We start from the raw sequence: 25,015 nt of genomic DNA, 5'->3' as shown, positions 1-25,015 counted from the left end.
GTATGAGACGGTCATCGACAGGCGCCAGCCGCGTCATCAGCGCTTCGCTCGGCAAGCACCCGGTTCGCTATTCCTTGGCATAGCCCCCATGCCGTCATGAGGCATCAGCGAAAGGACAAGCCCCGTCGCGAGCGCGCGCGCGACCCTGGTGCCGTTTGCTTCGGCTGCGGTCGGGCGCGGTGTGCCCGAGGTTCCGGTGTCTCGTCGACGCCCGGCGATGACGACGGACGCTCGGTACCAGCCGAGGCATCCGGCCGCAGCGAAGGCCGATGCTGACTTCGTGAACCAGGAGGATCATCGCTGCGACGCAATGCTGGGCGAACCGCTCGCTCACAGTCCGATGGGGCGCCATCTGCCGATACCAAACGGCTTGTCCCAGGCCGCCGACGGACCAGCCGGTCACGGTTCCGAGTTTCCTGCGGAGGCCCCAAACGGGCGCAATCCCCCGAAGGGGAGCAACTCGTAACACTTTGCAAATACTGGGAAAATATGGCGCGGGCGACGGGGCTCGAACCCGCGACCTCCGGCGTGACAGGCCGGCACTCTAACCAACTGAGCTACGCCCGCGCAGGGCGGCTGCGACGCGGTGGCCGTCAGCGGGGTGTGGAGTATGACCCCCGGCCGAAAGTGTCAAGCACGTGATGCCGGCAAATTCACATCCGTGGAAAAATATCCGGGGAGAGCGTCACGGTTCCTCCGGCTCGCCGGCCTTCTCCGGCGACGCCAGACAGGGGTCGAGCATGATGTGGCGCGGCCCTTGCCGATTGTAGCCGCCGCGCAGAACGGCTCTGTCGCCGAGCTTCAGATCACCGGCACCATAGGTCACGCAGAGCACGCGCACGCCTGGCTCGGCGCAGACAGCGACATACCAGAGCGCCCCGTCCGTCTGGATGAGACTGACCGGTCCGGCGATTGCCATGTCGACACGAGTATCGCGCGGAACCGAATCGGGTAGCTGCGCAGCGATGTCCTCGCAGCTCGCCGGCTTGCCCGGCTGCTCGGGGCGCGAGAAAGCGGGACGGCCGACGAAGAAGGCATCGGTCATGATCGACTGCGCCAGCGCGCCCCCTGCCCCGGCCGCGACGCAGAGACCGACGCAGACGAGCGCAGGACGCCCGGCGCCGGAATGAAGGAAGGAGAGCGACTTCATGGCTGGGCAAGATGGCCATGAAGATGGCGGAATTCCGCTCCCAAGCCCGCATCCCACGACCACTGGCCCGAGAGACCTTGCGATACGGCCCTCTAGGCCTTAAACGCGACCGCCAAGGGCGGTTAGCTCAGTTGGTAGAGCGCCTCGTTTACACCGAGGATGTCGGCGGTTCGAGCCCGTCACTGCCCACCACTCCTCCATTCCGTGACGGCCTTCCGGAGCCGTGAATGCGCGCACGAGCGTGCGGCACCGATAGGCAGCGAAATACCCATGGCTGCGAAGGGCGACGTACTGAATTTCGCGCTCCCCTCCACGAGGCATCTCCACTCGATCAAACGGTCAATGGCGCCAATCTGCGGATGAAGTCGGCCTGAGACTGGCAACCGGTCTTGGCGAGGACCTTCTTGACCTGAGAGCGGACGGTCTCCCGAGAAACGCCGTGCTCGACCGCGATCTCATTGACCGTGAGGCCTTCAAGGATGCGGTTGGCCACGGCCGCCTCGGCGCGCGTCAGATCATAGAGCTCGCAAAGCAGCGAACCTTCGATGCTCAGGCTTCGACCTGTGGTTGTGACCACCAACATTGCCTGTGCACGCGCAAAGATGTCGAGCGCCTGCCGCCGGATCGGCAGCACATGAATAATGAACGCCGGGAGATCATCCTTGCGAGGGACCGCGATCGAGCGGGTGTCACCAAGGCGGTCTCGAGCGAGGTCCTTCAGGGCGTTCTGCAGAAGCGCGTTGGCGCGATCGTCATCGAGCGTGATCTTATCCCGGGCGCGGATGATGATCTGCCCCAGAAGAGCCTCGAAGCCGGCATTCATCGCCGTGACACCGCCTCTCGAGCCGATCAACGCGGCCCGCGCCCCTGCCCGCTCGAAGGAATCCAGACTGGCTTGTGCCCGCTGCATCTGAAGCTTGGAGGCGAGCACCGCCGCCCGGGCCAGATGCGGCCGAATGCCGTCGAGAACCTCGACCGCATGGCGGGGAACCGGGCCGAGCTCGAACCTCCGCTCCAGGGTGAAGACGATGTTGTCTCCGGACGATGCACGAATATGCGTAGCGGTGCCCCAGCCATAGCCTTCGGGCCGCAGGAAATCCGTGTACATCTCGTCCTTGTCCATCTCCTCGTCGGTGAAGAGGTCATGGTCCGTGACGAAGCCGGTTCCGCCATGGGCCAGCAACCCAGCCATGCGGGAATTCCGGTTCATCCAGCCCTGCTCCATGAAGCGCGCGAAGGCCGGCTCGAACTCCTTGCTGGTGATCCAATTGGTGCCGAGCTCGGAATGAGCGAACAACAGCCCTCCGGTGCAGCCGCCGATCCGGGACATTCGCTCGATTGCGGCAGGCCACATCTCTGGCACCGCGGCGGCCTCGTAGAGCATCGCAACCGCGTCACCGAACTCTTCCGCATCCAGCATTCGTAATCGCCCCAAGCCGCCCTGCGCGGATGCGACACTGCCGCCAATTCGTCAATCGTCACCCAACGGGGTGATGCAGCCTGACGCAACATTCCCAGAACTCGGCCGAACAGTTCTCGACCAACTCCATTGGGTCAATCGGGCTGAACGGCTGGGAATAACGCATGAATATCATTGTTTTCTTTCAAGAATATCTGCGCTCGGCTATTCGCAGACCGAGTCAGTTTCTCAAGAAATACCCTTCGCGCCTGTGCACGATCTGCGGTTACGAAGGGCGCTTCCTCGACGTCGGCCCACGTCCGGAGGCGCGCTGCCCCAACTGCTCCTCCAAGGAGCGCGACCGAATCATGGGGCTTTATCTGCGCCGGAACGGCCTCGATCTGAGCGACAAGGCCGTCCTGCATTTTTCGCCGGAGCGGCCATTCTTCCGGCTATGGCGGCGCAACCCGCGCTATGTCGCGGGAGACGTCAAGATCAGCAAGGTCGCCAATGCAGTGGTCGACATCACCGACATCCAGTTCGACGACGGGCATTTCGACTATCTGATCTGCCACCACATCCTCGAACATGTTGCCGAGGACGCTAAGGGCATCGACGAGTGTCTCCGTGTGCTGAAGCCAGGAGGCTCGGCTCTCTTCTCGGTCCCGCTCGATCAGGAGCGCGCAGAGACCTGGGAGCCGCCGCCGGATATGCCTGCGGCCGAGGTCGAGCGCATCTGTGGCTGGGACCATGTCAGGCTGTACGGCCGTGACTTCCCGGACAAGCTCTCCAAGGCAGGGTTCTCCATATCGGAAATCACCTTTACGCAGGAGGAGGGAGAGCGCCATCGCCTGACCGAGAAACACGGTCTCGCGCTCCAGGGCCTCGATCGCATTTTCGTGGGCACGGTGCCGGTCGAGGCCGGCGACAGCCAGCCTTCGGGACTCAGCCCGTCGGCAGATGCATCCGCGGGCATCCCATCCAACAGCGCCCGCGGAAAAGCTCTTGTCCTGGATTGAACGGCCTCCTAGCCGGCCAACTCCGCCGTAGCCGAGGCGGCTTCGGGCCGCCCTGCCTTGTGAAGCCCATAAAAAAGAAAACCGCCGGCGCAGGCGCCGGCGGTTTCCGTTTTCGATTCAGACCTTGCTGGCCTCAGTGGGCGACGGCGCCCGCCGCATCGTCGTCCGCGCTCGGTGCCGGCACGGCCTTCAGATCCTCTTCCCAGACGATCGGAACCGGCTGGCGCGTCAGCGCATGCTGGAGCACCTGCTCCATGCGCGCGACCGGAATGATCTCCATGCCGTCCTTCACCGATTTCGGCAGGTCGATCAGGTCCTTGGCGTTCTCCTCCGGGATCAGCACCTTCTTGATGCCGCCCCGCAGCGCCGCCAGGAGCTTCTCCTTCAGGCCACCGATCGGCAGCACCCTGCCCCGCAGCGTGACTTCGCCGGTCATGGCGACGTCGCGGTTGGTCGGGATGCCGGTCAGGATCGAGACGATGGTGGTCGCCATCGCGATGCCGGCCGACGGGCCGTCCTTCGGGGTCGCGCCCTCCGGGACGTGGACGTGGATGTCACGCCTGTCGAAGAGCGGCGGCTCGATGCCGAAATCGACGGCGCGGGAGCGGACATAGGACGCCGCCGCCGAGATCGATTCCTTCATCACGTCCTTCAGGTTGCCGGTGACGGTCATGCGGCCCTTGCCGGGCACCATGACGCCCTCGATCGTCAGCAGCTCGCCGCCGACCTCGGTCCAGGCCAGACCGGTGACGACACCGACCTGATCCTCCGTCTCCGCCATGCCGTAGCGATAGCGCGGCGGGCCGAGATACTCTTCCAGCAGCGGCTCGTCGACGAGGACCTTGGCCTTCTTGCCGAGCACGATGTCCTTCACGCCCTTGCGGACCGTGTTGGAAAGCTCGCGCTCCAGATTACGGACACCAGCCTCGCGGGTATAACGCCGCACCAGCGTCTGCAGGGCCTCGTCGTCGATCGACCACTCCTTCCCGGTCAGCCCGTGCTTCTTGATCGCGTTCGGGATCAGGTGCTTGCGGGAGATCTCCGTCTTCTCTTCCTCGGTGTAGCCGGCGATACGGATCACCTCCATGCGGTCCAGAAGGGCCGGCGGGATGTTCAGCGTGTTCGCCGTCGTCACGAACATCACGTTCGACAGGTCGTAGTCGACCTCGAGGTAATGGTCGTTGAAGGTCGAGTTCTGCTCCGGATCCAGCACCTCGAGCAGGGCCGCCGACGGATCGCCGCGGAAGTCCTGGCCCATCTTGTCGATCTCGTCGAGCAGGATGAGCGGGTTCGAGGTCTTGGCCTTCTTCATCGACTGGATGATCTTGCCGGGCATCGAGCCGATATAGGTGCGGCGGTGACCGCGGATCTCGGCCTCGTCACGCACGCCACCGAGCGACATGCGGACGAACTCACGCCCGGTCGCCCTGGCGATCGACTTGCCGAGCGAGGTCTTGCCGACGCCGGGAGGGCCGACGAGGCACAGGATCGGGCCGGCGAGCTTGTTGGCGCGCTGCTGCACGGCGAGATACTCGACGATGCGATCTTTGACCTTGTCGAGGCCGAAATGATCGTCATCGAGCACCGCCTGGGCGGCGTTGAGATCCTTCTTGATCTTCGAGCGCTTGCCCCACGGAATGCCGAGCATCCAGTCGAGATAGTTGCGCACCACTGTCGCTTCCGCGGACATCGGGGACATCTGGCGCAGCTTCTTCAGCTCCGCCGTCGCCTTGTCGCGGGCTTCCTTGGTCAGCTTGGTGCGGGCGATGCGCTCTTCCAGCTCGGCCAGCTCGTCACGGCCTTCCTCGCCGTCGCCCAGCTCCTTCTGGATCGCCTTCATCTGCTCGTTGAGGTAGTACTCGCGCTGGGTCTTCTCCATCTGGCGCTTGACGCGCGAGCGGATGCGCTTCTCCACCTGGAGCACGGACATCTCGCTTTCCATGAGCGAGAGCACCTTCTCCAGCCGGTGCGCGACGTTGGTGATCTCCAGCACGCCCTGGCGGTCGGCGATCTTGACGGCGAGGTGCGAGGCCACCGTGTCGGCGAGCTTGGCGGGCTCGTCGATCTGCGAGACGGCGGCGACGATCTCGCCCGAGATCTTCTTGTTGAGCTTCACATAGCTCTCGAACTCGCTGACGACCGAACGGGCCAGCGCCTCGACCTCGACCTTCTTGCCCTCTTCCTCGGCGAGGCCGGTGGCCTGAGCCTCATAGAAGGACTCGGTGGCGGAATAGGACTGCGCCTTGGCGCGGCCGACACCCTCGACCAGCACCTTGACGGTGGAGTCGGGCAGCTTGAGGAGCTGGAGCACGCGGGCGAGCGTGCCGATCTCGTAAATGTCAGTGGTCTGCGGGTCATCGTCGCCGGCGTTCTTCTGGGTCGCCAGCAGGATGAGCCCATCCGTCTTCACCACCTCCTCGAGCGCGCGGATGGATTTCTCGCGGCCGACGAAGAGCGGGACGATCATATGGGGGAATACGACGATATCGCGCAGGGGCAGGACCGGATAGGTGCCGGTTTCGCCCGGGACGAAGGGAGCGCGTGGCGTCGAGCCAGTCATGGCAGTTCCTTTGCAGTTGCGCCCGGCGGACCCCCAAGATGGGCGGAGCGATCAGGCGTGTGCGGCCGAAGCGACCATCGCTTCTCCGCCCTTGCGCACCGCACCCTCGACAGGCATGCGACTCTCGCAAGTGCACCTAAAGTGGAGACTTCCTCGCCGGCTTTCAAGCGAGCCTTCCGCGTCATGCACCACTGCCCTGCAACGGAGGCAGAGCGGACGGACGGCTCCCGGCAATTCCATCCCGAATGGCCCTCGCGCGGCGAAATGCCGAAAGAAGGCCTGTGAAGGCCGAACGCAAAACGCGCGCCAAAGGCGCGCGTCCTGTTGTTACAAAGCTGTGGAAGGCGGCTCAAGCCGAGGCCGACTTCTCGTCCTCACGCTCCGCATAGATGAAGAGCGGACGAGCCTTGTTCTCCACCGCCTCGGGGCCGATGACCACCTGCTCGACGCCTTCCAGCCCCGGCAGCTCGTACATGGTCTCGAGCAGGATGCCCTCCATGATCGAGCGCAGGCCGCGCGCGCCGGTCTTCCGCTCGATCGCCTTGCGGGCGATCAGGCTGACGGCCTCGTCCGTGAAGGTCAGCTGGGTGTCCTCCATCTCGAAGAGGCGCTGGTACTGCTTGACCAGCGCGTTCTTCGGCTCGGTCAGGATGGTCTTCAGCGCCGGCTCGTCGAGATCCTCCAGCGTCGCCAGCACCGGCAGGCGGCCGACGAACTCCGGGATCAGGCCGAACTTGAGGAGGTCCTCAGGCTCGACCTCGCGGAAGATCGCACCGGTCCGGCGCTCGTCCGGAGCCTGCACGGTCGCGCCGAAGCCGATCGAGGTGCCCTTGCCGCGGCCCGCGATGATCTTGTCGAGGCCGGCGAAGGCGCCGCCGCAGATGAAGAGGATGTTGGTCGTGTCGACCTGCAGGAACTCCTGCTGCGGATGCTTGCGCCCGCCCTGCGGCGGAACCGAAGCGACCGTGCCCTCCATGATCTTCAACAGCGCCTGCTGGACGCCCTCGCCCGAGACATCGCGGGTGATCGACGGGTTGTCCGACTTGCGGCTGATCTTGTCGATCTCGTCGATGTAGACGATGCCGCGCTGCGCCCGCTCGACATTGTAGTCGGACGCCTGGAGCAGCTTGAGGATGATGTTCTCGACATCCTCACCGACATAGCCGGCCTCGGTCAGCGTCGTGGCGTCGGCCATGGTGAAGGGCACGTCGAGGATGCGGGCGAGCGTCTGCGCGAGCAGCGTCTTGCCCGAGCCGGTCGGCCCGATCAGCAGGATGTTCGACTTCGCGAGCTCGACGTCGTTGTGCTTCGTCGCGTGCGAAAGACGCTTGTAGTGGTTGTGGACCGCGACCGAGAGCACCTTCTTGGCGTGCTCCTGGCCGATGACGTAGTCGTCCAGAACCTTGCGGATTTCCTTCGGGGTCGGCACACCGTCCTTCGACTTCACCAGCGCGGATTTCGATTCCTCGCGGATGATGTCCATGCAGAGCTCGACGCATTCATCGCAGATGAACACCGTCGGGCCGGCAATCAGCTTCCGGACCTCGTGTTGGCTCTTCCCGCAGAAAGAGCAGTACAGCGTGCTCTTGGAGTCGCCGCTGGGCTTGTTAGCCATTGTCCATCTCCAGTTCCGGAGCCCTGAGGCCACATCCACCGAGGCGCATGTGGCGTCGTCTCTCCGTCATAAATAAGCACTCAGATCACGATGATCTGGTTAACGACCCGTTCCGGTACGCAAGGCAGGCAGGGCCGTTTCAAACCGGATCAAAGCGGAGCGCCAGGTCCGCTTACCCCCGACTCCATGCAAACACGGGGCCGGTTTCGATTCAATATGGGTGTGCGGTGCGTCCAAGCCAACTCACAGCATCGGGACGATCGGCCGCAGCGAAACGGCACCCGGAATTCCTGATCAGGCAGCGTCCTCAGGGCGCTTATCGATGACCTTGTCGATCAGGCCGAAGTCGCGAGCCTGCTCGGCGGTCATGAAGTTGTCGCGCTCGAGAGCGTTGTGGATATCCTCATAGGGACGGCCGGTGTGCCTCACGTAGATTTCGTTGAGCCGCTTCTTGAGGCTTTCGACTTCCTTGGCGTGGATCAGGATGTCGGTGACCTGGCCCTGATAGCCGCCCGACGGCTGGTGAACCATGATGCGGGCGTTCGGCAGGGCGAAGCGCATGTCCTTGGCTCCGGCGGTCAGCAGCAGCGAGCCCATCGAGGCGGCCTGGCCGACGCACAATGTCGTGACCGGGCAGCGGATGAACTGCATCGTGTCGTAGATCGACAGGCCCGACGTCACCACGCCGCCCGGCGAGTTGATGTAGAAGGAGATTTCCTTCTTCGGGTTTTCCGCCTCGAGGAACAGCAGCTGCGCCACGATCAGCGACGCGGAATAATCCTCGACCGGACCGGTCAGGAAGATGATGCGCTCGCGCAGCAGGCGCGAGTAGATGTCGAAGGCGCGCTCGCCGCGGCTCGACTGCTCGACCACCATCGGCACGAGATTGTTGTAGGTCTCGATCGGATCGCGAAGCATGGATCAGTCCTCGGGTGAGAGCGCCGTTGAGCGGCTGTTTGTCGAATCGGCGGTGTCCTGGAAGACACCCACATAAGCACGGGAATCGCGCCTGAAAAGGGAAACGCCGCCGGTCGCAGGGCCGGCGGCGCGATTGTTTCGGATTAAGGTTTCCGAGGCGCTCAGGCTGAGGCTTCGTCAGCCTTCTCTTCAGCCTTCTTGCTCTTCTTTGCGGCAGCCTTCTTCGGCTTGGCCTCGGCGGCCTCCTCCGCGTCGTCGTCGGCGTAGAGCGCCTCGCGGGAGACGGTCTGGTCCTCGACCTTCACCTGGCCGAGCAGATGGTCGACGACCTTCTCCTCGAAGATCGGGGCGCGGATCTCGGCGAGAGCCTGCGGGTTCTTCTGGTAGAACTCCCAGACCTGCTTCTCCTGGCCCGGGAACTGGCGGGCGCGCTCGATCAGGGCCTGAGTGACCTCGTCATCCGAGATCTGGACCTTGGCCTGCTCGCCGATCTCCGCCAGCACAAGGCCCAGGCGCACGCGGCGCTCGGCGATCTTGCGATAGTCGGCGCGGGCGGCGTCCTCGGTGGTGTCCTCGTCGGCGAAGGTCTTGTTGGCCTGCTTCATATCGGCCTCGACCTGGCTCCAGACCGAGGAGAACTCCTGCTCGACCAGCGTCGGCGGCAGCTCGAAGCCATACTTGCCGTCGAGCGCGTCGAGCAGGCCCTTCTTGAGCTTGCGGCGGGACTGGGCCTGGAAGTCGCGGCCGAGCTGCTCGCGCACGGCGGTCTTCAGCGCCTCGAGCGACTCCATGCCGAAGGCCTTGGCGAGCTCGTCGTCGATCTTGACGGCCTCGGGGCCCTGCACCTCGGTGACCGTGACCTCGAACTCGGCCGGCTTGCCGGCAAGCTGGGCCGCGCCATAGTTCTCGGGGAAGGTCACCTTGACGGTGCGGGTATCACCCGTCTTGACGCCCTCGAGCTGCTCCTCGAAGCCGGGGATGAACTGGCCGGCGCCGAGATCGAGCGGAATGGCCTCGCCCGTGCCGCCATCGAACTTCTCGCCGTCGAGCGTGCCGACGAACGAGATGATCAGGCGGTCGCCCTTCTCGGCCTTGGCCTTGGCGCCCTTCGCCGCAAAGGTGCGGTTGCCGGCGGCCATGCGCTCCAGAGCGGCGTCGACTTCTGTCTCCGGAACCTCGGCGACGGGCTTGAGCAGCGAGACGTCCGACAGGTCGGCAAGCTCGATCTTCGGCAGAACCTCGAGCGCGACGGTGAAGGCGAGATCGCCCTTGGCCTCCATCGCGGCCTCGATCTCTTCCTTGTTCTCGGGGAAGCGGATCTGCGGCTCGAAGGCGAGCTTCAGGTTGTTGTCGGCGACGATCTTCTGGTTCGCCTCGTTGACGGCATTCTGCAGCACGTCGGACATGACCGAGCGGCCATAGAGGCGGCGCAGATGCGCGACCGGCACCTTGCCCGGACGGAAGCCGTTGATCTTGGCCTTGCCCTGGAGGTCCTGGAGGCTGTCATCGAGCCTGGTCTTCAGATCGGCGGCGTTCAGCACCACCTGGAATTCGCGCTTGAGGCCCTGGGACAGGGTTTCGGTCACGTTCATTTTATGATCCGCCAACAGCTCTCTTAAGTCTCAATGTCCAAAGCGCGGCGCCGGTTTCGACCGCCGCCGCGCTCGCGAAAATCCCTCGCATCGGCCCGAAAAGTGGGAACCACCTTTCGGAGAAATCCGATGCGCCAACAAACGCATCGATCACCGTTTTCCGCGCCCGCAAGGGCACGCGATGATCTTGACCGGTGGTGCGGGCGGAGGGACTCGAACCCCCACGACTTTCGCCGCTGGTACCTAAAACCAGTGCGTCTACCAATTCCGCCACGCCCGCCGGCCCCGATAGCGCTGCGCGCGAGCAAACGCAGCGCGGCCATCGTCAAGCCGCAGGGCTATACGCATTTCGGCCGCGCCATGCAGCAAAAAAATGACGGTTCTGCAAAGAAGCCGGAGCAGCCCCCTCCGGGCCCGGCACGAGGCCGTTTTCGGAGCCCTCTCGCCAGAGCGCCTCGTGCGCATTATGCGATAAGGAATGAGGAAACCGCCGTCCGCCCGCGCAGCGCTCACCACTCGCCGCCATTTTCTCGCAGGAATCAGCGGCACGACCCTGCTCGCCCCGCTGCCCGGTCTCACGCAGCAGCCGGCGCCCGCAGCCGCGCTTCAGCAGCGGACCATTGTCGCGGGTCCGGCCAAGGTCCGACTGCGCCCTGCCCCCGCCGCGGAGACCGATATCTGGGCCTTCGACGGCGCGACGCCCGGCCCGGTGCTGCGCGTCAAACACGGCGAGACGCTGGGCTTCACGCTGGAGAACACGACGACAGCCCCGCTCGGGCTGCACGCTTACGGCCTGCGCGGCGAAGCGGCGCGCGACGGGGTCGGCGGCTTCAGCCAGCCCCCCATCGCGCCGGGCGAGAGCGCCGAATGCCGGCTGACGCCGCCTGACAGCGGCACCCTGCTCTACCGCGCGCTCGTCCTCGGCGGCTCGTCCGAGCCTTCGGGACGGGGCCTCGCCGGCCTCGTCATCGTCGAGGAGAAGGAACCGCCGCTCGTCGATCTCGACCTGCCCGTGCTCGTGACCGACTGGCTGATCGGCGACGATCAGGCGATCCAGCCCTTCGCGCTGCAGGGCAATGCCGCGGCCTCGGCCGGGCGGCTGGGCAGCTGGCTCACGGTGAACGGCCGCTCGCCGCCCCAACCCGTCACGGCCAGGCCCGGCGCACGCATCCGCCTGCGCCTGGCCAATGCCTGCAACGCCCGGATCATGCGGCTGCGCTTCGACGGCGGGAAAGCGGTCGTGATCGCCGTCGACAGCCAGCCGACCGAAACCTTCGAGCCGGTGCGGGCACAGCTGCCCTTCGCGCCGGGCACGCGCTACGACGTGATCCTCGACCTGCCGGAGGAAGCCGGCGCCTCGGCCAGCGTCACGGCCCTGATCGGAGGCGGCCTGCCGCTGGTCAGGATCGTCACCGAGGGCCAGAAGCAGGCCCGTCCCGCTGCCCCGCCAACGCTGAGGCCCAATCCGGCCCTGCCCGCCGCGGTCAGGATGCAGGATGCGACCCGCGCCGAGATCGTCATCGAGGGCGGCGCGAAGCTGGCGGAGGACAAGCTCGACTTCACCGGCCTCGACCTCGCCCGCCCCTGGCAGGTGAATGGCGGCACCGGCAGCCTCCAGGGAAAGCCGCTGTTCAGCGTCAAGCGCGGCACGCCGATCGTGCTGGCGATCGACAACCGCACCGCCTTCATCCAGCCGATGCATGTGCATGGCCACGCCTTTCGGCTGCTGCACCCACTCGATGACGGCTGGGAGCCCTATTTCCTCGACACCGTGCAGATTCCCGAGCGGAAAAAGCTGCACATCGCCTTCATCGCCGACAACCCTGGGCGCTGGCTGGTCTCATCGACGGTGCTCGAGCGGTTCGATCTGGGGGTGTGGGCGTGGTTCGAGGTGGTGTGAGAGCCCCCCGACCGAGGGCATCGTTCCGGAGCAAAACGGGCATGCCCTAGGAAGAGACGCGGCCGCGCACCCTTCCATTTGCGGTTCGGCAGGAGCAATTGTTGCCGAGCCGCGCCGGTGCCGCGAGATAGCAGACACGCTGCGGCGTCCGGCAATGACGACCTTCCGCGCGCGTCCTGTATCCTTCAACCGTCTGGGGCCCGACTCGCGGAGACGGCTGCCAGGATCGGACACCGCCATCGATCGGCGGTCCGGCGCCCGGAATGCCGCCGCCCGGCGCGTGCAAGCGGATATCCGGCACGCTGTCGCTGAGCGAGGGCGGGCCGAGCCCCTGCCGGGGGCCGCCCGGAACGAGCGGCCCGGTGCTTGGCGTGCCGATCTGCGCGGCAGCCGGAGACGCCATCGCGAGCAGGAACAGCAGGAGCAATCGGCGCATCATGGCTCAGCCTCCTGGGGAGCGAGCCATAACAGCTACTACCTCGCGGCGGTGACGACCACCTCGATCATCGCGCCGCCGCCGAGATCGGCGACGCCGACCGTGGCGCGCGTCGGCAATTCATCGCCGAAGAAGCCGGTCCAGGCGGCGTCCATCTCCTTCTTCTGCGACAGGTCGGTCACGAAGATCTGCGCGGCGACGATCGCCTTGCGGTCGAGCCCGACCTCGCGGAGATAGCCCTCGATCTTGCCGAGGATGTTCTCGGTCTGCGGGCCCATGGTCTTGCTGGTGTCGTCCGCGATGCAGCCGCCGACGAAGACGAGGTTGCCGGTTTCGACGATGCGGTTCTGGATCGGCGTCTTGATGCTGCGCTTGATGGTCATGGTCGTTCTCCTTTGGGATTGAATTCAATGCGCCGGTGCAAAACGCTCGATGCCGAGCCCGTCGATGGGCACGTTGCTGCGGCCGGTAGCGATGATCTCCGCCATCACGGCGCCGGCGCCGGGGCCGAGTTGGAAGCCGTGCAGCGAAAAGCCGAACTGGTAATAGACGCCCTCATGCTTCGCGCTCCGGCCGAAGACCGGCAGATCGTCGGCGGTCTTGCCTTCGATCCCGGCCCAGGAGCGGACGATGGAGGCCCCGCGCATGATCGGGAACAGGTCCCACACAGTCTTCATGTTGGAGCCGAGCTTCGCCCAGTCGAGGATCGTGCGGTTCTCGTCCCGGATTGCGCGGCCGAGATAGCCTCCACCGATCAGCACTGTGCCGTTGCCAAACTGCTTGAAGGAGAGCTTGCGGCCCCGCAGGATCACCACAGGCTTGATGAAGGCCGGCAACGGCGCCGTGATGGACAGCATCGGCGCGACGGCCTCGAGCGGGACCGGCTCGTCGAGATCGGCGGCGATGCGATCCCCCCAGGCACCGGCGGCGTTGACGATGCGCGGCGAGAGGAAATCACCCGCATCGGTGACGACGCGCCAATTGGTCCCATCACGCTCCACCCTGGTGACGCGCACGCCCTCGCGGACGTCGACACCGACGCTCTGCGCCTTGAGCTTGAAGGCCTGGGTGGCGCGCAAGGGAATGGCCGCGCCGTCGCCGCGCGAAATCACGCCGCCGGGGCAGTCATCCGAGACGGCCGGGACGATCTCGCGCAATTCCTTCGCGTCGATCAGCTCCTCATGGTGAAAGCCGCGCAGGTTGAGGTCGTCCACGCGGGCGCGGCAATTCGCGAGGTCGGCCTCGTTCTCGGCAACCATCACCTGCCCGTCGCTGGTGAAGCCGCAATCGTCGTCGACCAGCTCTTCGATATGGTGCCAGATCGCCATCGAGGCGTTGGAGAGCGGGATCTCGGCGACGTGGCGGGCGAGCTGGCGCACGCCGCCGGCATTGACGCCGGAGGCGTGGCGGCCGGCATGGTCCTTCTCGATCAGGATGACCGAGAGCCCGCGCAGCGCGCAGTGCAGCGCCGTCGAGCAGCCATGGATGCCGCCGCCGATGACGATGACGTCGGCGCTGGCCCGCCCGATGCTCACCGCACGACCGCCTTCACGGACCCGTCCGTCTGCGGCAGCGCCGCGAGCTCTGCGAGGGTCACAGGCTTTACCGGCGGGCGCAGGCGATAATAGCCGGTTTCGGCCGGGCTGGTGCCGCGCACCTCGGAGATCAGCTCGACCACGGTCGGCCCGCAAAGCCGGCCCTGGCAGGGGCCCATGCCGCAGCGCAGGAAGGCCTTCATCTGGTTCGGGCCGGTGACGCCGAGGCGCCGTGCCGTATCGCGGATCTGCCCGGCGGTGACTTCCTCGCAGCGGCAGACGATGGTCTCGTCCTTCGGCGCCAGGAACTGCAGGGCGGGCTTGTAGAGCAGATCGAGGAAGCGGCGGCCGCGCAAGGTGCGTTCCAGACCGGCCCGGATCGGAGCGGCCTGCCGGTCGCGCTCGTCTCGCGTCAGGCGCCCGAGTCGGCGGGCGGCATCGAAGGCCGCGACCTCGCCGCGCAAGGCCGCGCTCTCGGCTCCGCCGATGCCGGCGCCGTCACCCGCGATGGCGATGCCCGGCACGGAAGACGCAAACCAGCTGTCGAGCCGGGGAACCCAGCAATGCTGCTCGCTGTCGAAGAGGTGTTCGCAGCCGGCTGCACTGGAGAGGTTGATGCCGGGGATCACGCCCTGATGCAGCAGCAGCGTGTCGCAGGCGATTGTCTCGGAAGCGCCGCCGCGCTCCACCGTGGCGGAGGCGAGCGCGCCCTCGCCCTTGGCGGCGAGCCCGGTGACGCCGGAAACGAAGCGCAGCTTGCGCCGCGTCTGAGCCATCAGCTTCAAGCCCTTGGCGAGATAGGGGGAGCGCAGGAACTCCGGGAAGGCGGCGAGCGCCTTGCTCCAGTTGCGCTTCGGCGTGGTGTCGAGCACAGCGACGATCTCCGCGCCGGCCGCCGCGAGCTGGCTCGCCAGCAGATAGAGCAGCGGTCCGCAGCCGGCGATGACGGTCCGGCCGGCCGGGACGATGCCGGAACCCTTCAGCGCGATCTGCGCGGCGCCGGCCGTCATCACGCCGGGCAGCGTCCAGCCTGGAATCGGGAAGGGACGCTCCTGCGCGCCGGTGGCGAGGATGACCTGCGAGGCTGCGATCATGCGCGCCTTGCCGCCGAGAGACAGGCCGAGCTCGAAAAGCTCGGGCTGCGCCTCGTCGGAGCCGAGCGCCCAGACCGTACAGCCTGCCGCATAGGAAGCCTTCGCGCGTTCGAAGCGGCCGACGATGTCGGCACCGCGCCAGTAATCCTCGCCGAGGATGGCACGGTCCTTCACCGGGGTCGTGGTGATGGCGCGATAGATCTGGCCGCCGGGCGCCGGGTTCTCGTCGACAAGCAGAACCGACAGGCCGAGCTCGGCGGCGCGGGCAGCGGCGGAAAGGCCGGCCGGGCCGGCGCCCACCACGACGAGATCATAGCGTTCGGCCAACAGGCCGATATCGGTGAGCGGGGTCACGCCTCAACCTCCTCGACATGGCGGCGGCCATGCTGGGTTTCGATCGCCATGCCGTCAGTCAGCGGCACGAGGCAGCCCTGCCGGTTGCCGACGCCGTCGATGACGACGAGGCAGTCGAAGCAGATGCCCATCAGGCAATAGGGTGCGCGCGGCGCACCCGAGACCGGCGTCTCACGACAAGTGGTAATGCCGTTGGCGAGCAGCGCCGCGGCGACCGTATCGCCGACGCGTCCTTGCAGCGCCCTGCCGTCGAAGGTGAAATTCAGCGCGGCGGCAGAAGCCACGTCACGCATGGGCCGGAACATGGAACCTCCGTGCGGTGAAGGTCGCGACCGCTTCCGGCAGTTCGCCGGCAAGGATCGCGGGGGCAAGCGTCAGGGCGTGGTTGGCGGCGAGCGTCACGCCGGAATGGCAGGTGACGACGAAGGCGCCGGGATGGGTCTCGGACTGGTCGTAGATCGGGAAGCCGTCGGGGCTCATCACGCGCAGCGCGGACCAAGTCCGCACCACGTTGAGTCCGGCAAGGCGCGGGAACATCTTCACCGCACGCTCGGCCATGGTCGAGAGGATCGGCTGGCCGACGACGGTGTCGAAGCCGCGATCCTCCTGGCTGTCGCCGATCATCACGCCGCCCTCATCCGTCTGGCGGACCGTGACCATCGGGTTGTGCAGGAAGGGCTCGGTCTTCTCGGTGACGATGATCTGGCCCTTGCTCGGCTTCACCGGCGCATCGAGCCCCACCATCGGCGCGAGCCGGGCATTGCCGAGGCCGGCGCAGAGCACGACACGGCCGGCGCGCACCTCACCCCATGGCCCGGAGACGGCGAAACCGCCCTCGCGCGGGACAATGCTCTCGACCGGGTGCTCGGGCCGATAATCGACGCCCCGCCGAACGCAAGCCTCCCGCAGCGCGCGGAACAGCTTGAGCGAGTTCACATGGCCGTCGAGCGGCGAGTAGAGCGAGCCGACGACATCCTTGCCGATGGCCGGCAGACGCCGCTTCGTCTCGGCGTGATCGAGCACCTCATAGGGAAAATCGGTGAGCGGCTGGCTGTTGTGCAGCCGACGCATCATCTCGACACGCTTGTCCAGCTCCTCCTCGGAAAGGCAGAGCATGAAGCCGCCCGGCTGGCTGTGCGCGACATCGAGGCCGGCCTCGTCCCGCAGGATCGCGGCAAGCCCGTGCCAGTCATCGGCCGAGCGGCGCGACCAAAGGGCGTATTCCGGCATGCCGAAGCCCTTCGACTGCACCCAGACCAGCGCGAAATTGCCGCGCGAAGCGCGAAAGGCGGTGTCGCCCTCGTCCAGCACGGTGACGCGCGCGCCCGAGCGGGCGAGACCGAGCGCGATCGCGCCGCCGACCACTCCGCCGCCGATGACGACGACGTCGCCCTCGTTCCGGTTGCCGCTTGGGTTCATGGTCAGCCCTTTCCGGATCCGACGAAGAGGCGGTCGAGCCCATAGAGCCTGTCGAGGGCCAGCAGCAGCCCCGCGGTCAGAGCGATGAGACAGGCCGAGACCGCCGCGATCAGCGGATCGATATTGTCCTGGATGTAGAGGAACATCCGGACGGGTAGCGTCACGGTGGCCGGCGAGGCGATGAACACCGTCATCGTGACCTCGTCGAAGGAGTTGATCGCCGCCAGCAGCCAGCCGGAAACGACGCCCGGCAGGATCAGCGGCAGCGTCACCCGGCGGAAGGCCGTCATGGTGTCGGCTCCAAGCGAGATCGCGGCATGCTCGATGCGCCGGTCGATGCCGTAGGAGGCGGCGAGCACGAGCCGGAGCGCGAAGGGCAGGATCACGATGACATGGCTCAGCACGAGGCCGGTGAAGGTCCCGGACAGGCCGATCTGCGTAAAGAAGCGCAGGAAGGCGATGCCGAGCACGACATGAGGCACCATCAGCGGCGACATGAACAGCGCCGTCATCGCCTCGCGTCCCGGGAAGCGGTAGCGCGCGATGGCGAGCGCGGCCGGCACGGCCAGCCCAATCGCGATGGTGGAGGAGAGCGCCGCGAGCCAGAGCGAGTCGTAGAAGGCGCGCAGGAACTCCGGATAGCCGAAGATCGCCTTGAACCAGCGCAGGCTCGGGCCGCGCGTCGGCAGGGAGAGATAGCCTTCCGGCGTGAAGGCCACGATGCAGACGATGGCGAGCGGCGCCAGCATGAACACCACGAAGGCCAGGTGGAAGACGAGGGCGAGAGCGCCGTTGCGTTTCATCGAACCGCCCTCCTCACTCGAAGACCTGAGCATAGCGGCGCTCGACCAGCCGGTTGGAGCCGACGATGATCAGCACCAGCGCGACCAACAGGAGCACGGCGACGGCAGCACCCAGCGGCCAGTTCAGCGTGTTCAGGAACTCGTCATAGGCGAGCGTCGCCGCGACCTTGAGCCGCCTCCCGCCGATGATCGCCGGCGAGGCGAAGGCACTGGCCGCCAGCGCGAAGACGATGATCGCGCCCGAGAGAATGCCGGGCACGACCTGCGGCAGGATCACCCGCCGCCAGATCGTGAAGAAGCCCGCCCCGAGCGAGGCCGCCGCATTCTCGACCTGGGGATCGAGCCGCTGCAGCGAGGCCCAGACCGAGAGGATCATGAACGGGATCAGCACATGGGTCAGCGCGATGACGACGCCGGTCTCGGTGAACATGAACTCAAGTGGCGTCGTGATGAGACCCAGTGCCATCAGGCCCTGGTTGACCAAGCCATTGGAGCCGAGCAGCAGCGCCCAGCCGAGCGTGCGCGCCACGACCGAGACCAGAAGCGGGCCGATGACGACGAGCAGGCAGACGCTGCGCCAGCCCGGCGACATCCGGTTCAGGATATAGGCTTCAGGCACGCCGATCAGCACGCAGGCCAGCGTCACCAGGATCGAGATCCGGAACGTGCGCAGGAAGACCTCGAAGAAATAGGAATCGGTTGCGATCTCGATCCAGTTCTTCAGGGTGAACTCGGGAACGATGCCCTTGTACTGGCCCCAGTCGTAGAACGAGAGCAGGACCGTCATTCCCAACGGGATGATGACGAGGCCGAGGAAGACGAGCAGCGCCGGCCCGGCCAGCCAGTAAGGCGCGCTGCGCTCGCTGGCGGCGAAACTCATGGCGCCTTGCCCTCGGTCAGCAACGCGGCATCGGCCGGCGCGAAGGCGATCTTCACCGCTTCGCCCTCGGCAGGAACCGGCATGCCGTCATTCGGACGCATCAGCAGCAGCGTTCCGGCCTCGCTCTCCGCTCCGAGCAGCCAGTGCGAGCCCTGGAAGACGCGGCTCTTGATGCGTGCCGGGAAGCCGCCCTCGGCGAGAGTCAGCCGCTCGGGGCGGACCGCGATGGAGACCGGGCCGGCCGGCGCGCCGGCGAGCGGCACGCGGAAGCCCAGTACGTCGACCTGGCCGGCGCCGTCGCCCATCGCCGCGAGCGTATTGGTCTTACCGAGGAAGTTCGCGACGAAGGCGGTGGCAGGTTGGCCATAGACGGTGTCGGGCGCGCCGATCTGCTCGACGCGACCATGGTTCATCACCACGATCCGGTCGGAGAGCGCCATCGCCTCGTGCTGGTCGTGGGTGACGAGGATGGTGGTGGTGCCGACCGAGCGCTGGATCTGGCGCAGCTCCCCCTGCATCTCCTCGCGCAGCTTGGCGTCGAGATTGGAGAGCGGCTCGTCGAGCAGGAGCAGGGCCGGCTTGATGACGAGCGCGCGGGCCAGCGCCACGCGCTGCTGCTGGCCGCCGGACATGCGCCGCGGATAACGCTCTGCAAAGCCCTTGAGCCCGACCAGCGCCATGGCGTCGAGCGTGCGCTGCTCGCGCTCCGCCTTGCCGATGCCGCGCATCTCGAGCCCGAAGGCGATGTTCTCGGCGACGGTCATGTGCGGAAAGAGCGCATAACTCTGGAAGACGATGCCGAGGCCGCGTTTGGCAGGCGGTACCGAGGCGAGATCGCCGCCATCCAGCAGGATGCGGCCGCGATCGACGCCGACGAAACCGGCGATCATCTGCAGCGTGGTGGTCTTGCCGCAGCCGGAAGGCCCGAGCAGCGAGACGAACTCGCCGCGCTCCACCTTCAGGTCGAGCGCTTCGACGGCGACGGCCGCGCCATAGGACTTGCAGAGCCCTTCGAGGACGAGATGCGACATGGATTCCTGAATGTCTTCTGCTTGAGCGCGGGCGTCATGGTCGGGCTTGACCCGACCATCTCGTGAAAATTCGGGCGAACACCCACATCACGAGATTCTCGGGTCGTCGCAAAGCAACGCCCGAGAATGACGGCTACGGCTGGGACTTACCGCTCGACCTCGCGGTTCCAGCGGCGGGTCCACTCCTCGCGCTTGGCGTTGGCGATGTCCCAGTCGACCGCCTTGAGCTTCTTCACGTCCTCGCCATAGGGCAGGCCCTTCTGCTCATCGGGCGTCAGTGTGACGGTCACGTTGGCGGGGCCGAAGCCGGCGCCGGTCGCCATCACCTTCTGGATCGCGGGCGAGAGCATGAACTGGATGAAGGCATTGGCCTCGGCCGCATTCTTGGAGCCCTCGATCGGGCAGGCCGCGACGCCGAGCGCATAGCCGCCTTCCTTCGGATAGACGAACTCGACCGGGAAGCCGGTGTCGGCAAAGGCCTTGACGCGACCCGAGCCCCAGACGCCAAGCACCGCCTGGCCGTTCTGGAAGAGTTCCGTCATCTTCGCCGGCGAGGGCTCGTAGGCGACGATGTTCGGGTTGATGTCCTTCTTGAAGGCTTCGAAGCCCGGCTCGATATTGCTCTCGCCGCCGCCGCCCATCTGGGCGAAGGCGATCAGCGCATGCAGGCCATAGGTGTTGTTGATCGGCGGCGTGACGATCTTCTTGCCATAGGTCTTGGACTTCAGATCGTTCCACGAGGTCGGGGCCGGCCACTTGTTCTCGTCGAAGACCTTCTTGTTGTAGAACAGGCCGGTGCCGACGAGGCCGAGGCCGACGCCCTTGTTCGACTTGAACTTCATCACCGGCGCCACGTCCTTGTAGACGGCGCCGTCGGTCAGCGTGCCGCAGAAGCCGAGCGCGACCGCCTGATAGGCCGGGCCGTCATCGACGATGGCGACGTCGATCTGCTGGTTGCCCTTCTGCGCCTGCAGCTTGGCGAGGGTGTCGGTCGAGTTGCCGGCAACGTATTCGATCTTGACGTTCGCCTGCTTCTCGAAGACCGGGATGACCTCCTTGCGCATGGTCTGCTCATAGGAGCCGCCATAACCGGCGACGAACATCGTCTTCTGCTGGGCATTGGCCGAGCCGGCGCCGGCCAGCGCCGTCGTGCCCATAAGCAAACCGAACCATACGGACTTCATCGTATCCCCTCCTCTTTTCGAGTGATGGGCGAAGGTCATCGACAGTCTGGAGTTGGTCAAATCGAATGATTCGTGCAACCCATGTCCAAATGTTATGATTTGAACGAGGGGAGCCGACCGCATGCTAAATCCGCGCCAGGTCGAAGCGTTCCGCACTGTCATCGTCACCGGCGGCGTCACAGCTGCAGCCCGTGCGATGAACATCACCCAGCCGGCGGTGACCCGGCTGATCCACGATCTGCAATACGCTCTGGGGCTGCAGCTTTTCGCCAGACGCGGCGCGCGGCTGGTGCCGACCAACGAGGCCATGTCGCTTTATCGCGAGGTCGAGCGGCAGTTCGTCGGGCTGGAGCGCATCCAGGCGGCGGCGCAGAACCTGCGGGAAGGTCGCGCCGGCACGCTGCGCGTCGCGGCGCTGCCGGCGTTCAATGTCGGCTTCCTGCCCAGGCTGATGGGCGGCTTCATCCGCGAACGTCCGGGCCTCGACGTCTCCATCTACGGCAGTATCTCCTCGCAGGTGGCGGACTGGGTCACCTCGGGTTTCTGCGAGGTCGGCTTCGCGCAGCTTCCGCTCGAATACCCGACGCTCGACATCGAGTTGCTGCCACTGGCGGCCCAGGTTGCGGTGCTGCCGGAAAGTCACCCTCTCACGGCCAGAGACGTTCTCGGGCCGGCGGACTTCGCCGGCGAGCCCTTTATCTCCCTGGAACAATCGACGCTGCTTCGCTACCGGATCGACGCGATCTTCTCTGCCGAGCGCATCACGCGCGACGTGCGGATCGAGACGCCACTGTCGATGATCGCCTGCTCGCTGGTCTCGGCCGGCGCGGGTCTGAGTATCGTCGACCCCTTCACCGCCGCTGAGTACAGCGGGCGCGGCATCGTCGTGAAGCCGTTCCGGCCGACCATCCCCTCTGAGGTCGCCGTGATCTGGGCGGCAGGTCGGTTCCGGTCTGCTCTCGCGCTGGATTTCGCAGCGACGGTACGGGCAGAGCTTGAAACGCGCGGCGACCTTTATCGGCGTGGCATGACAGACTAGGGCCCAGCCTCATTCGGTGAGCGCCTCGCGCCTCCGCCGCACGATCGCCGGTGACAGCATCGCCAATAGCACCGCCGCCACGACCGCGAGCAGAACCGCGCTGATCGGCCGGCTCAGGAAGATCGAGAAATCGCCTTCAGAGAGCAGCATGGCGCGGCGGAAATTCTCCTCGAGCTGCGGCCCGAGCACCAGCCCGAGCAGCAGCGGCGCGGGCTCGACGCCGACCTTGATGAAGAGATAACCAACCGCCGCGCAACCCAGCATCAGCCAGACATTGAACAGGCTGTTGGCGATGCCATAGGTGCCGATGCAGCAGAACAGCACGATCGCCGGGAAGAGCAGGCGATAGGGGATCTTGAGCATCGAGACCCAGAGCCCGATCAGCGGCAGGTTGATCACCAGCAGCATCAGGTTGCCGACCCACATCGAGGCGATGACACCCCAGACCAGCTGCGGCTGCTCGCGCATGATCTGCGGGCCGGGCTGGATACCCTGCATCATCAGCGCGCCGATCATCAGCGCCATCAGGGCATTGGCCGGGATGCCGAGCGTCAGCAACGGGATGAAGCTGGTTTGGGCGCCGGCATTGTTGGCGGCCTCGGGGCCAGCGACGCCCTCGATCGCGCCATGGCCGAAGCGGGACGGGTCCTTCGCGAGCTTCTTCTCCAACGCATAGGAGGAGAAGGGCGGCAGCGCAGCGCCGCCGCCGGGCAGCACGCCGAGCGCCGAGCCCAGCAGCGTGCCGCGGACCATGGCGGGGAAGGCCGCGCGCAGATCGGCGCGGCTGGGAATGAGATCGCGGACCTTCTGGCTCACCACCCGCCGCTCGCTGGGACGCTCCAGATTGGCGATGATCTCGGCGAGGCCGAACATGCCCATCGCCACCGGCACGAAATCGATGCCGTCAGAGAGCTCCGGGACGCCAAAGGTCATGCGCGCCGCGCCCGAGCTGACGTCGATACCGATCAGCCCGAGCAGCAGGCCCAGGAAGACCATGGAGAGCGAGCGCGCGACCGAGCCATGGGCGAGCACGACGGCGGCGATCAGGCCCAGCACCAGCAGGCTGAAATACTCGACCGCCGTGAATTTCAGCGCCAGCGCCGCCAGCGGCACGCTGAGCAGTGCGATGACGACGGTCGCGACCGTGCCGGCGAAGAAGGAGGAGATGGCGGCGATGGCGAGCGCCGTGCCGGCCCTGCCCTGCCGCGCCATCTGGTGGCCGTCGAGGCAGGTGACGACGGACGAGGTCTCGCCCGGCACATTGACCAGGATTGCGGTGGTCGAGCCGCCGTACTGCGCGCCGTAGAAGATGCCGGCGAGCATGATCATGGCGCCGGCCGGCTCCATGCCGAAGGTGAAGGGCAAGAGCAGCGCGATGGTCGGGATCGGGCCGATGCCCGGCAGCACGCCGATGGCCGTGCCGATCAGCACGCCGATCAGGCAGAAGCCGAGATTGTTGAGCTGCATGGCCGTGGACAGGCCCATCAGCAGATTGTCGAAGAGTTCCATGTGTCTGCCTTCAGCGCGGCCAGAGCGGAACCGGCAGCGCCAGAACCTTGATGAAGAGCAGAGCCGCGAGGCCCGAGAGCACGATCGCGAAGAGGACGCTCTCGATGGGACGTGTTTCGCGGGTGGCGAAGCCCGCCAGCAGCACGGTCAGAACCGACGAGATGGCGAGGCCTAGGCGCTCGGCTGTCAGCGCGAAGACGCCGACCGCAAGCAGGACTGCCAAAACCGGGCGCAGATGGACAGGCTGGATGGCCTCCCCTGCATGCCGCGCCCCGCGCACAAGGAAGAACAGCCCGAAGCCCAGCAGCGCCAGCGAAACGACGCGGGGCATGTAGCCCGGCCCCATATCGGCAGCGCTGCCGATGGACAGCGTGCGGGTCATCCAGAGCGCCCCCGCCGCCACTGCGACGAGGAACAGCCCGAGGATCAAATCCCGCCAGTCGAGCGCGCGGCGCGTCATCGGCCCCGGCACCGGTCAGTTCGCGCCCTTGATGCCGGCTTCCTTGATGATGCCGCCCCAGCGATCCGTCGCGCTCTTGAGCCAGGCCGAGAACTCGGCCGGGGAGCCGGGCTTTACCACGCCGCCCTGCTCGGCGATCTTGGCCTTGATCTCGGGATCCTGCAGGATCTTACCGATCTCGGTGTTGAGGCGCGCGACGACCGCAGGCGGCGTGTTGGCCGTGGTCAGCAGCCCTTGCCAGGTGCCGGCGTCATTGCCCGGAAGGCCGGCTTCCTTGAAGGTCGGCATGCCGGCAATGCGCTCCTCGCCCGTGACCGCCAGCCCGACGAGCTGCTTGTTGGAGACGAAGGGCAGCGTCGCGGTCGATCCGTTGATGATGACGTTGCTCTCGCCCGAGACGACGGCACGCGACGCGGCCGCTCCCCCGCGATAGGGCACATTCTTCCACTGGATGCCCAGTTCCTTGGCGATGGAGACAGCCGTGATGTGGTTGGCCGCACCGACGCCGGCATTGGCCACGGCCAGCTTGCCGGGATTGGCCTTGGCATAGGCGACGAGCTCCTGCGGCGTCTTGACCGGCACGGATTCATGAACAGCCAGGACATAAGGGCCGAACATCACCATGCTGACCGGCGCGAGATCCTTCACCGGGTCATAGGTCAGGTCCGAGAACAGGCTCGGAGCGGTGGCGAGCGAGCCGACATCCATCAGCAGCAGCGTGTGGCCATCGGCCGGCGCCTTGGCGACGGCATCCGCGCCGAGATTACCGGCCGCGCCGGGCTTGTTCTCGACGACGACGGGCTGGCCGATGGCAGCCGAGAGCTTCGGGCCGATCAGGCGCGCAAGAATGTCCGAGGTGCCGCCCGGCGCGAAGGGCACGACGATGCGCACGGGGCGCTCGAAATTCTGCGCCGCGGCCGGCTGGGCTGCGAAGCCTGCCAGCGCGAGCAAGCCGAGCGAGAGCGCGCGGCGGCGGGAGAACGAATCCAGGCGGAATGTGGCCTTGGTCATAGCAGTGATTTCCTCCGTTGGTTGGCCGCGCGCATCGCCCGAACCGGGGCGCACGGAACGCATGCGGTCTTCTGGCCGCTTGAGAACGAGGATAGGTCAGGCACGAT

21 protein-coding genes and 3 tRNA genes are annotated in these 25,015 nt (G+C 66.3%); 4 read left to right on the top strand and 20 right to left on the bottom strand.

All coding sequences use genetic code 11. From position 1 onward, the window contains the following. Nucleotides 1–490: 490 nt before the first annotated feature. Nucleotides 491–567, bottom strand: a tRNA-Asp gene (locus tag BoBH3_RS23285). 118 nt (nt 568–685) lie between these two features. Beyond that, nucleotides 686–1,150 carry a hypothetical protein gene (locus tag BoBH3_RS23280; RefSeq protein ID WP_262333241.1) on the bottom strand — a complete coding sequence of 155 codons (465 nt, stop codon included), beginning with the start codon at nt 1,148–1,150 and terminating at the stop codon, nt 686–688. 116 nt (nt 1,151–1,266) lie between these two features. On the opposite strand from BoBH3_RS23280, the gene BoBH3_RS23275 reads away from it, so the two are divergent. After that, a tRNA-Val gene (locus tag BoBH3_RS23275) sits at nt 1,267–1,342 on the top strand. A gap of 139 nt (nt 1,343–1,481) precedes the next feature. On the opposite strand, the gene BoBH3_RS23270 is transcribed toward BoBH3_RS23275, so the two are convergent. Beyond that, entirely contained in the window at nt 1,482–2,570 is a 1,089-nt protein-coding gene (locus BoBH3_RS23270; protein WP_262333240.1) for a helix-turn-helix transcriptional regulator, read from the bottom strand. A gap of 164 nt (nt 2,571–2,734) precedes the next feature. Here BoBH3_RS23270 and BoBH3_RS23265 point away from each other — a divergent pair, with 164 nt between their 5' ends. Next, on the top strand, nt 2,735–3,568 hold the full coding sequence (locus tag BoBH3_RS23265; protein WP_262333239.1) for a class I SAM-dependent methyltransferase: 834 nt from the start codon (nt 2,735–2,737) through the stop codon (nt 3,566–3,568). Between the two features lie 133 nt (nt 3,569–3,701). Here BoBH3_RS23265 and lon read toward each other — a convergent pair whose 3' ends face one another. The 5 genes from lon to BoBH3_RS23240 form a co-directional block, all read right to left on the bottom strand. Next, nucleotides 3,702–6,128: an endopeptidase La gene (lon, locus tag BoBH3_RS23260; protein WP_262333238.1), complete on the bottom strand. Its 2,427-nt coding sequence runs from the start codon at nt 6,126–6,128 to the stop codon at nt 3,702–3,704. 349 nt (nt 6,129–6,477) lie between these two features. Continuing rightward, nucleotides 6,478–7,743, bottom strand: coding sequence for an ATP-dependent Clp protease ATP-binding subunit ClpX (gene clpX, locus BoBH3_RS23255; RefSeq protein WP_262333237.1), 1,266 nt, complete (start codon nt 7,741–7,743; stop codon nt 6,478–6,480). Between the two features lie 294 nt (nt 7,744–8,037). Continuing rightward, on the bottom strand, nt 8,038–8,661 hold the full coding sequence (locus BoBH3_RS23250; RefSeq protein WP_262333236.1) for an ATP-dependent Clp protease proteolytic subunit: 624 nt from the start codon (nt 8,659–8,661) through the stop codon (nt 8,038–8,040). A gap of 161 nt (nt 8,662–8,822) precedes the next feature. Next, entirely contained in the window at nt 8,823–10,253 is a 1,431-nt protein-coding gene (gene tig / locus BoBH3_RS23245) for a trigger factor (RefSeq protein WP_262333235.1), read from the bottom strand. Nucleotides 10,254–10,448: 195 nt separating this feature from the next. Further along, a tRNA-Leu gene (locus BoBH3_RS23240) sits at nt 10,449–10,533 on the bottom strand. A 198-nt stretch (nt 10,534–10,731) separates the two neighbouring features. On the opposite strand from BoBH3_RS23240, the gene BoBH3_RS23235 reads away from it, so the two are divergent. Further along, the gene (locus BoBH3_RS23235) at nt 10,732–12,153 is read left to right on the top strand and encodes a multicopper oxidase family protein (RefSeq protein ID WP_262333234.1); all 1,422 of its coding nucleotides are present in this window, start codon (nt 10,732–10,734) and stop codon (nt 12,151–12,153) included. Between the two features lie 474 nt (nt 12,154–12,627). Here BoBH3_RS23235 and BoBH3_RS23230 read toward each other — a convergent pair whose 3' ends face one another. The 9 genes from BoBH3_RS23230 to BoBH3_RS23190 form a co-directional block, all read right to left on the bottom strand. Beyond that, nucleotides 12,628–12,972: a Rid family hydrolase gene (locus BoBH3_RS23230; protein WP_262333233.1), complete on the bottom strand. Its 345-nt coding sequence runs from the start codon at nt 12,970–12,972 to the stop codon at nt 12,628–12,630. Nucleotides 12,973–12,996: 24 nt separating this feature from the next. Next, nucleotides 12,997–14,124 (bottom strand): NAD(P)/FAD-dependent oxidoreductase, encoded by a 1,128-nt coding sequence (locus tag BoBH3_RS23225; RefSeq protein WP_262333232.1) that lies wholly within the window; start codon nt 14,122–14,124, stop codon nt 12,997–12,999. Continuing rightward, the gene (locus tag BoBH3_RS23220; RefSeq protein ID WP_316045127.1) at nt 14,121–15,572 is read right to left on the bottom strand and encodes an FAD-dependent oxidoreductase; all 1,452 of its coding nucleotides are present in this window, start codon (nt 15,570–15,572) and stop codon (nt 14,121–14,123) included. Before BoBH3_RS23220 ends, BoBH3_RS23225 begins: the two co-directional genes overlap by 4 nt. Then, nucleotides 15,569–15,877 carry a (2Fe-2S)-binding protein gene (locus BoBH3_RS23215; protein ID WP_262333231.1) on the bottom strand — a complete coding sequence of 103 codons (309 nt, stop codon included), beginning with the start codon at nt 15,875–15,877 and terminating at the stop codon, nt 15,569–15,571. The genes BoBH3_RS23220 and BoBH3_RS23215 overlap by 4 nt, the downstream gene beginning before the upstream one ends. Beyond that, on the bottom strand, nt 15,858–16,991 hold the full coding sequence (locus tag BoBH3_RS23210; RefSeq protein WP_262333230.1) for an NAD(P)/FAD-dependent oxidoreductase: 1,134 nt from the start codon (nt 16,989–16,991) through the stop codon (nt 15,858–15,860). Before BoBH3_RS23210 ends, BoBH3_RS23215 begins: the two co-directional genes overlap by 20 nt. Nucleotides 16,992–16,993: 2 nt before the next feature. Beyond that, the gene (locus tag BoBH3_RS23205; RefSeq protein ID WP_262333229.1) at nt 16,994–17,794 is read right to left on the bottom strand and encodes an ABC transporter permease; all 801 of its coding nucleotides are present in this window, start codon (nt 17,792–17,794) and stop codon (nt 16,994–16,996) included. A gap of 13 nt (nt 17,795–17,807) precedes the next feature. Then, a complete protein-coding gene (locus tag BoBH3_RS23200; protein ID WP_262333228.1) occupies nt 17,808–18,674 on the bottom strand; it encodes an ABC transporter permease in 867 nt (288 codons plus the stop codon). Continuing rightward, nucleotides 18,671–19,705 (bottom strand): ABC transporter ATP-binding protein, encoded by a 1,035-nt coding sequence (locus BoBH3_RS23195; RefSeq protein ID WP_262333227.1) that lies wholly within the window; start codon nt 19,703–19,705, stop codon nt 18,671–18,673. Before BoBH3_RS23195 ends, BoBH3_RS23200 begins: the two co-directional genes overlap by 4 nt. A 146-nt stretch (nt 19,706–19,851) precedes the next feature. Next, nucleotides 19,852–20,889, bottom strand: a complete 1,038-nt coding sequence (locus tag BoBH3_RS23190) for an ABC transporter substrate-binding protein (RefSeq protein ID WP_410050642.1) — start codon at nt 20,887–20,889, stop codon at nt 19,852–19,854. A 121-nt stretch (nt 20,890–21,010) separates the two neighbouring features. Here BoBH3_RS23190 and BoBH3_RS23185 point away from each other — a divergent pair, with 121 nt between their 5' ends. Further along, nucleotides 21,011–21,928 carry a LysR substrate-binding domain-containing protein gene (locus BoBH3_RS23185; RefSeq protein WP_262333226.1) on the top strand — a complete coding sequence of 306 codons (918 nt, stop codon included), beginning with the start codon at nt 21,011–21,013 and terminating at the stop codon, nt 21,926–21,928. 9 nt (nt 21,929–21,937) lie between these two features. On the opposite strand, the gene BoBH3_RS23180 is transcribed toward BoBH3_RS23185, so the two are convergent. Genes BoBH3_RS23180 through BoBH3_RS23170 form a run of 3 tightly spaced genes read right to left on the bottom strand, consistent with a single transcriptional unit; the run spans nt 21,938 to nt 24,908 of the window. Continuing rightward, the gene (locus tag BoBH3_RS23180; RefSeq protein ID WP_262333225.1) at nt 21,938–23,437 is read right to left on the bottom strand and encodes a tripartite tricarboxylate transporter permease; all 1,500 of its coding nucleotides are present in this window, start codon (nt 23,435–23,437) and stop codon (nt 21,938–21,940) included. A 10-nt stretch (nt 23,438–23,447) separates the two neighbouring features. Next, entirely contained in the window at nt 23,448–23,897 is a 450-nt protein-coding gene (locus BoBH3_RS23175) for a tripartite tricarboxylate transporter TctB family protein (protein ID WP_262333224.1), read from the bottom strand. 15 nt (nt 23,898–23,912) lie between these two features. Beyond that, entirely contained in the window at nt 23,913–24,908 is a 996-nt protein-coding gene (locus BoBH3_RS23170) for a Bug family tripartite tricarboxylate transporter substrate binding protein (RefSeq protein WP_262333223.1), read from the bottom strand. Between the last annotated feature and the right edge of the window lie 107 nt (nt 24,909–25,015).

It is taken from the genome of Allobosea sp. BH3, from assembly GCF_025499465.1.
Lineage (GTDB): Bacteria > Pseudomonadota > Alphaproteobacteria > Rhizobiales > Beijerinckiaceae > Allobosea.
This window is presented reverse-complemented; position numbering and strand designations above follow the sequence as displayed.

Bases quoted from the DNA above. Each gene is read 5' to 3' on its own strand.
- BoBH3_RS23280 (WP_262333241.1), bottom strand. From the start codon at position 1,150: ATGAAGTCGCTCTCCTTCCTTCATTCCGGCGCCGGGCGTCCTGCGCTC.
- BoBH3_RS23270 (WP_262333240.1), bottom strand. From the start codon at position 2,570: ATGCTGGATGCGGAAGAGTTCGGTGACGCGGTTGCGATGCTCTACGAG.
- BoBH3_RS23265 (WP_262333239.1), top strand. From the start codon at position 2,735: ATGAATATCATTGTTTTCTTTCAAGAATATCTGCGCTCGGCTATTCGC.
- lon (WP_262333238.1), bottom strand. From the start codon at position 6,128: ATGACTGGCTCGACGCCACGCGCTCCCTTCGTCCCGGGCGAAACCGGC.
- clpX (WP_262333237.1), bottom strand. From the start codon at position 7,743: ATGGCTAACAAGCCCAGCGGCGACTCCAAGAGCACGCTGTACTGCTCT.
- BoBH3_RS23250 (WP_262333236.1), bottom strand. From the start codon at position 8,661: ATGCTTCGCGATCCGATCGAGACCTACAACAATCTCGTGCCGATGGTG.
- tig (WP_262333235.1), bottom strand. From the start codon at position 10,253: ATGAACGTGACCGAAACCCTGTCCCAGGGCCTCAAGCGCGAATTCCAG.
- BoBH3_RS23235 (WP_262333234.1), top strand. From the start codon at position 10,732: ATGAGGAAACCGCCGTCCGCCCGCGCAGCGCTCACCACTCGCCGCCAT.
- BoBH3_RS23230 (WP_262333233.1), bottom strand. From the start codon at position 12,972: ATGACCATCAAGCGCAGCATCAAGACGCCGATCCAGAACCGCATCGTC.
- BoBH3_RS23215 (WP_262333231.1), bottom strand. From the start codon at position 15,877: ATGTTCCGGCCCATGCGTGACGTGGCTTCTGCCGCCGCGCTGAATTTC.
- BoBH3_RS23210 (WP_262333230.1), bottom strand. From the start codon at position 16,991: ATGAACCCAAGCGGCAACCGGAACGAGGGCGACGTCGTCGTCATCGGC.
- BoBH3_RS23205 (WP_262333229.1), bottom strand. From the start codon at position 17,794: ATGAAACGCAACGGCGCTCTCGCCCTCGTCTTCCACCTGGCCTTCGTG.
- BoBH3_RS23200 (WP_262333228.1), bottom strand. From the start codon at position 18,674: ATGAGTTTCGCCGCCAGCGAGCGCAGCGCGCCTTACTGGCTGGCCGGG.
- BoBH3_RS23195 (WP_262333227.1), bottom strand. From the start codon at position 19,705: ATGTCGCATCTCGTCCTCGAAGGGCTCTGCAAGTCCTATGGCGCGGCC.
- BoBH3_RS23190 (WP_410050642.1), bottom strand. From the start codon at position 20,889: ATGAAGTCCGTATGGTTCGGTTTGCTTATGGGCACGACGGCGCTGGCC.
- BoBH3_RS23185 (WP_262333226.1), top strand. From the start codon at position 21,011: ATGCTAAATCCGCGCCAGGTCGAAGCGTTCCGCACTGTCATCGTCACC.
- BoBH3_RS23180 (WP_262333225.1), bottom strand. From the start codon at position 23,437: ATGGAACTCTTCGACAATCTGCTGATGGGCCTGTCCACGGCCATGCAG.
- BoBH3_RS23175 (WP_262333224.1), bottom strand. From the start codon at position 23,897: ATGACGCGCCGCGCGCTCGACTGGCGGGATTTGATCCTCGGGCTGTTC.
- BoBH3_RS23170 (WP_262333223.1), bottom strand. From the start codon at position 24,908: ATGACCAAGGCCACATTCCGCCTGGATTCGTTCTCCCGCCGCCGCGCG.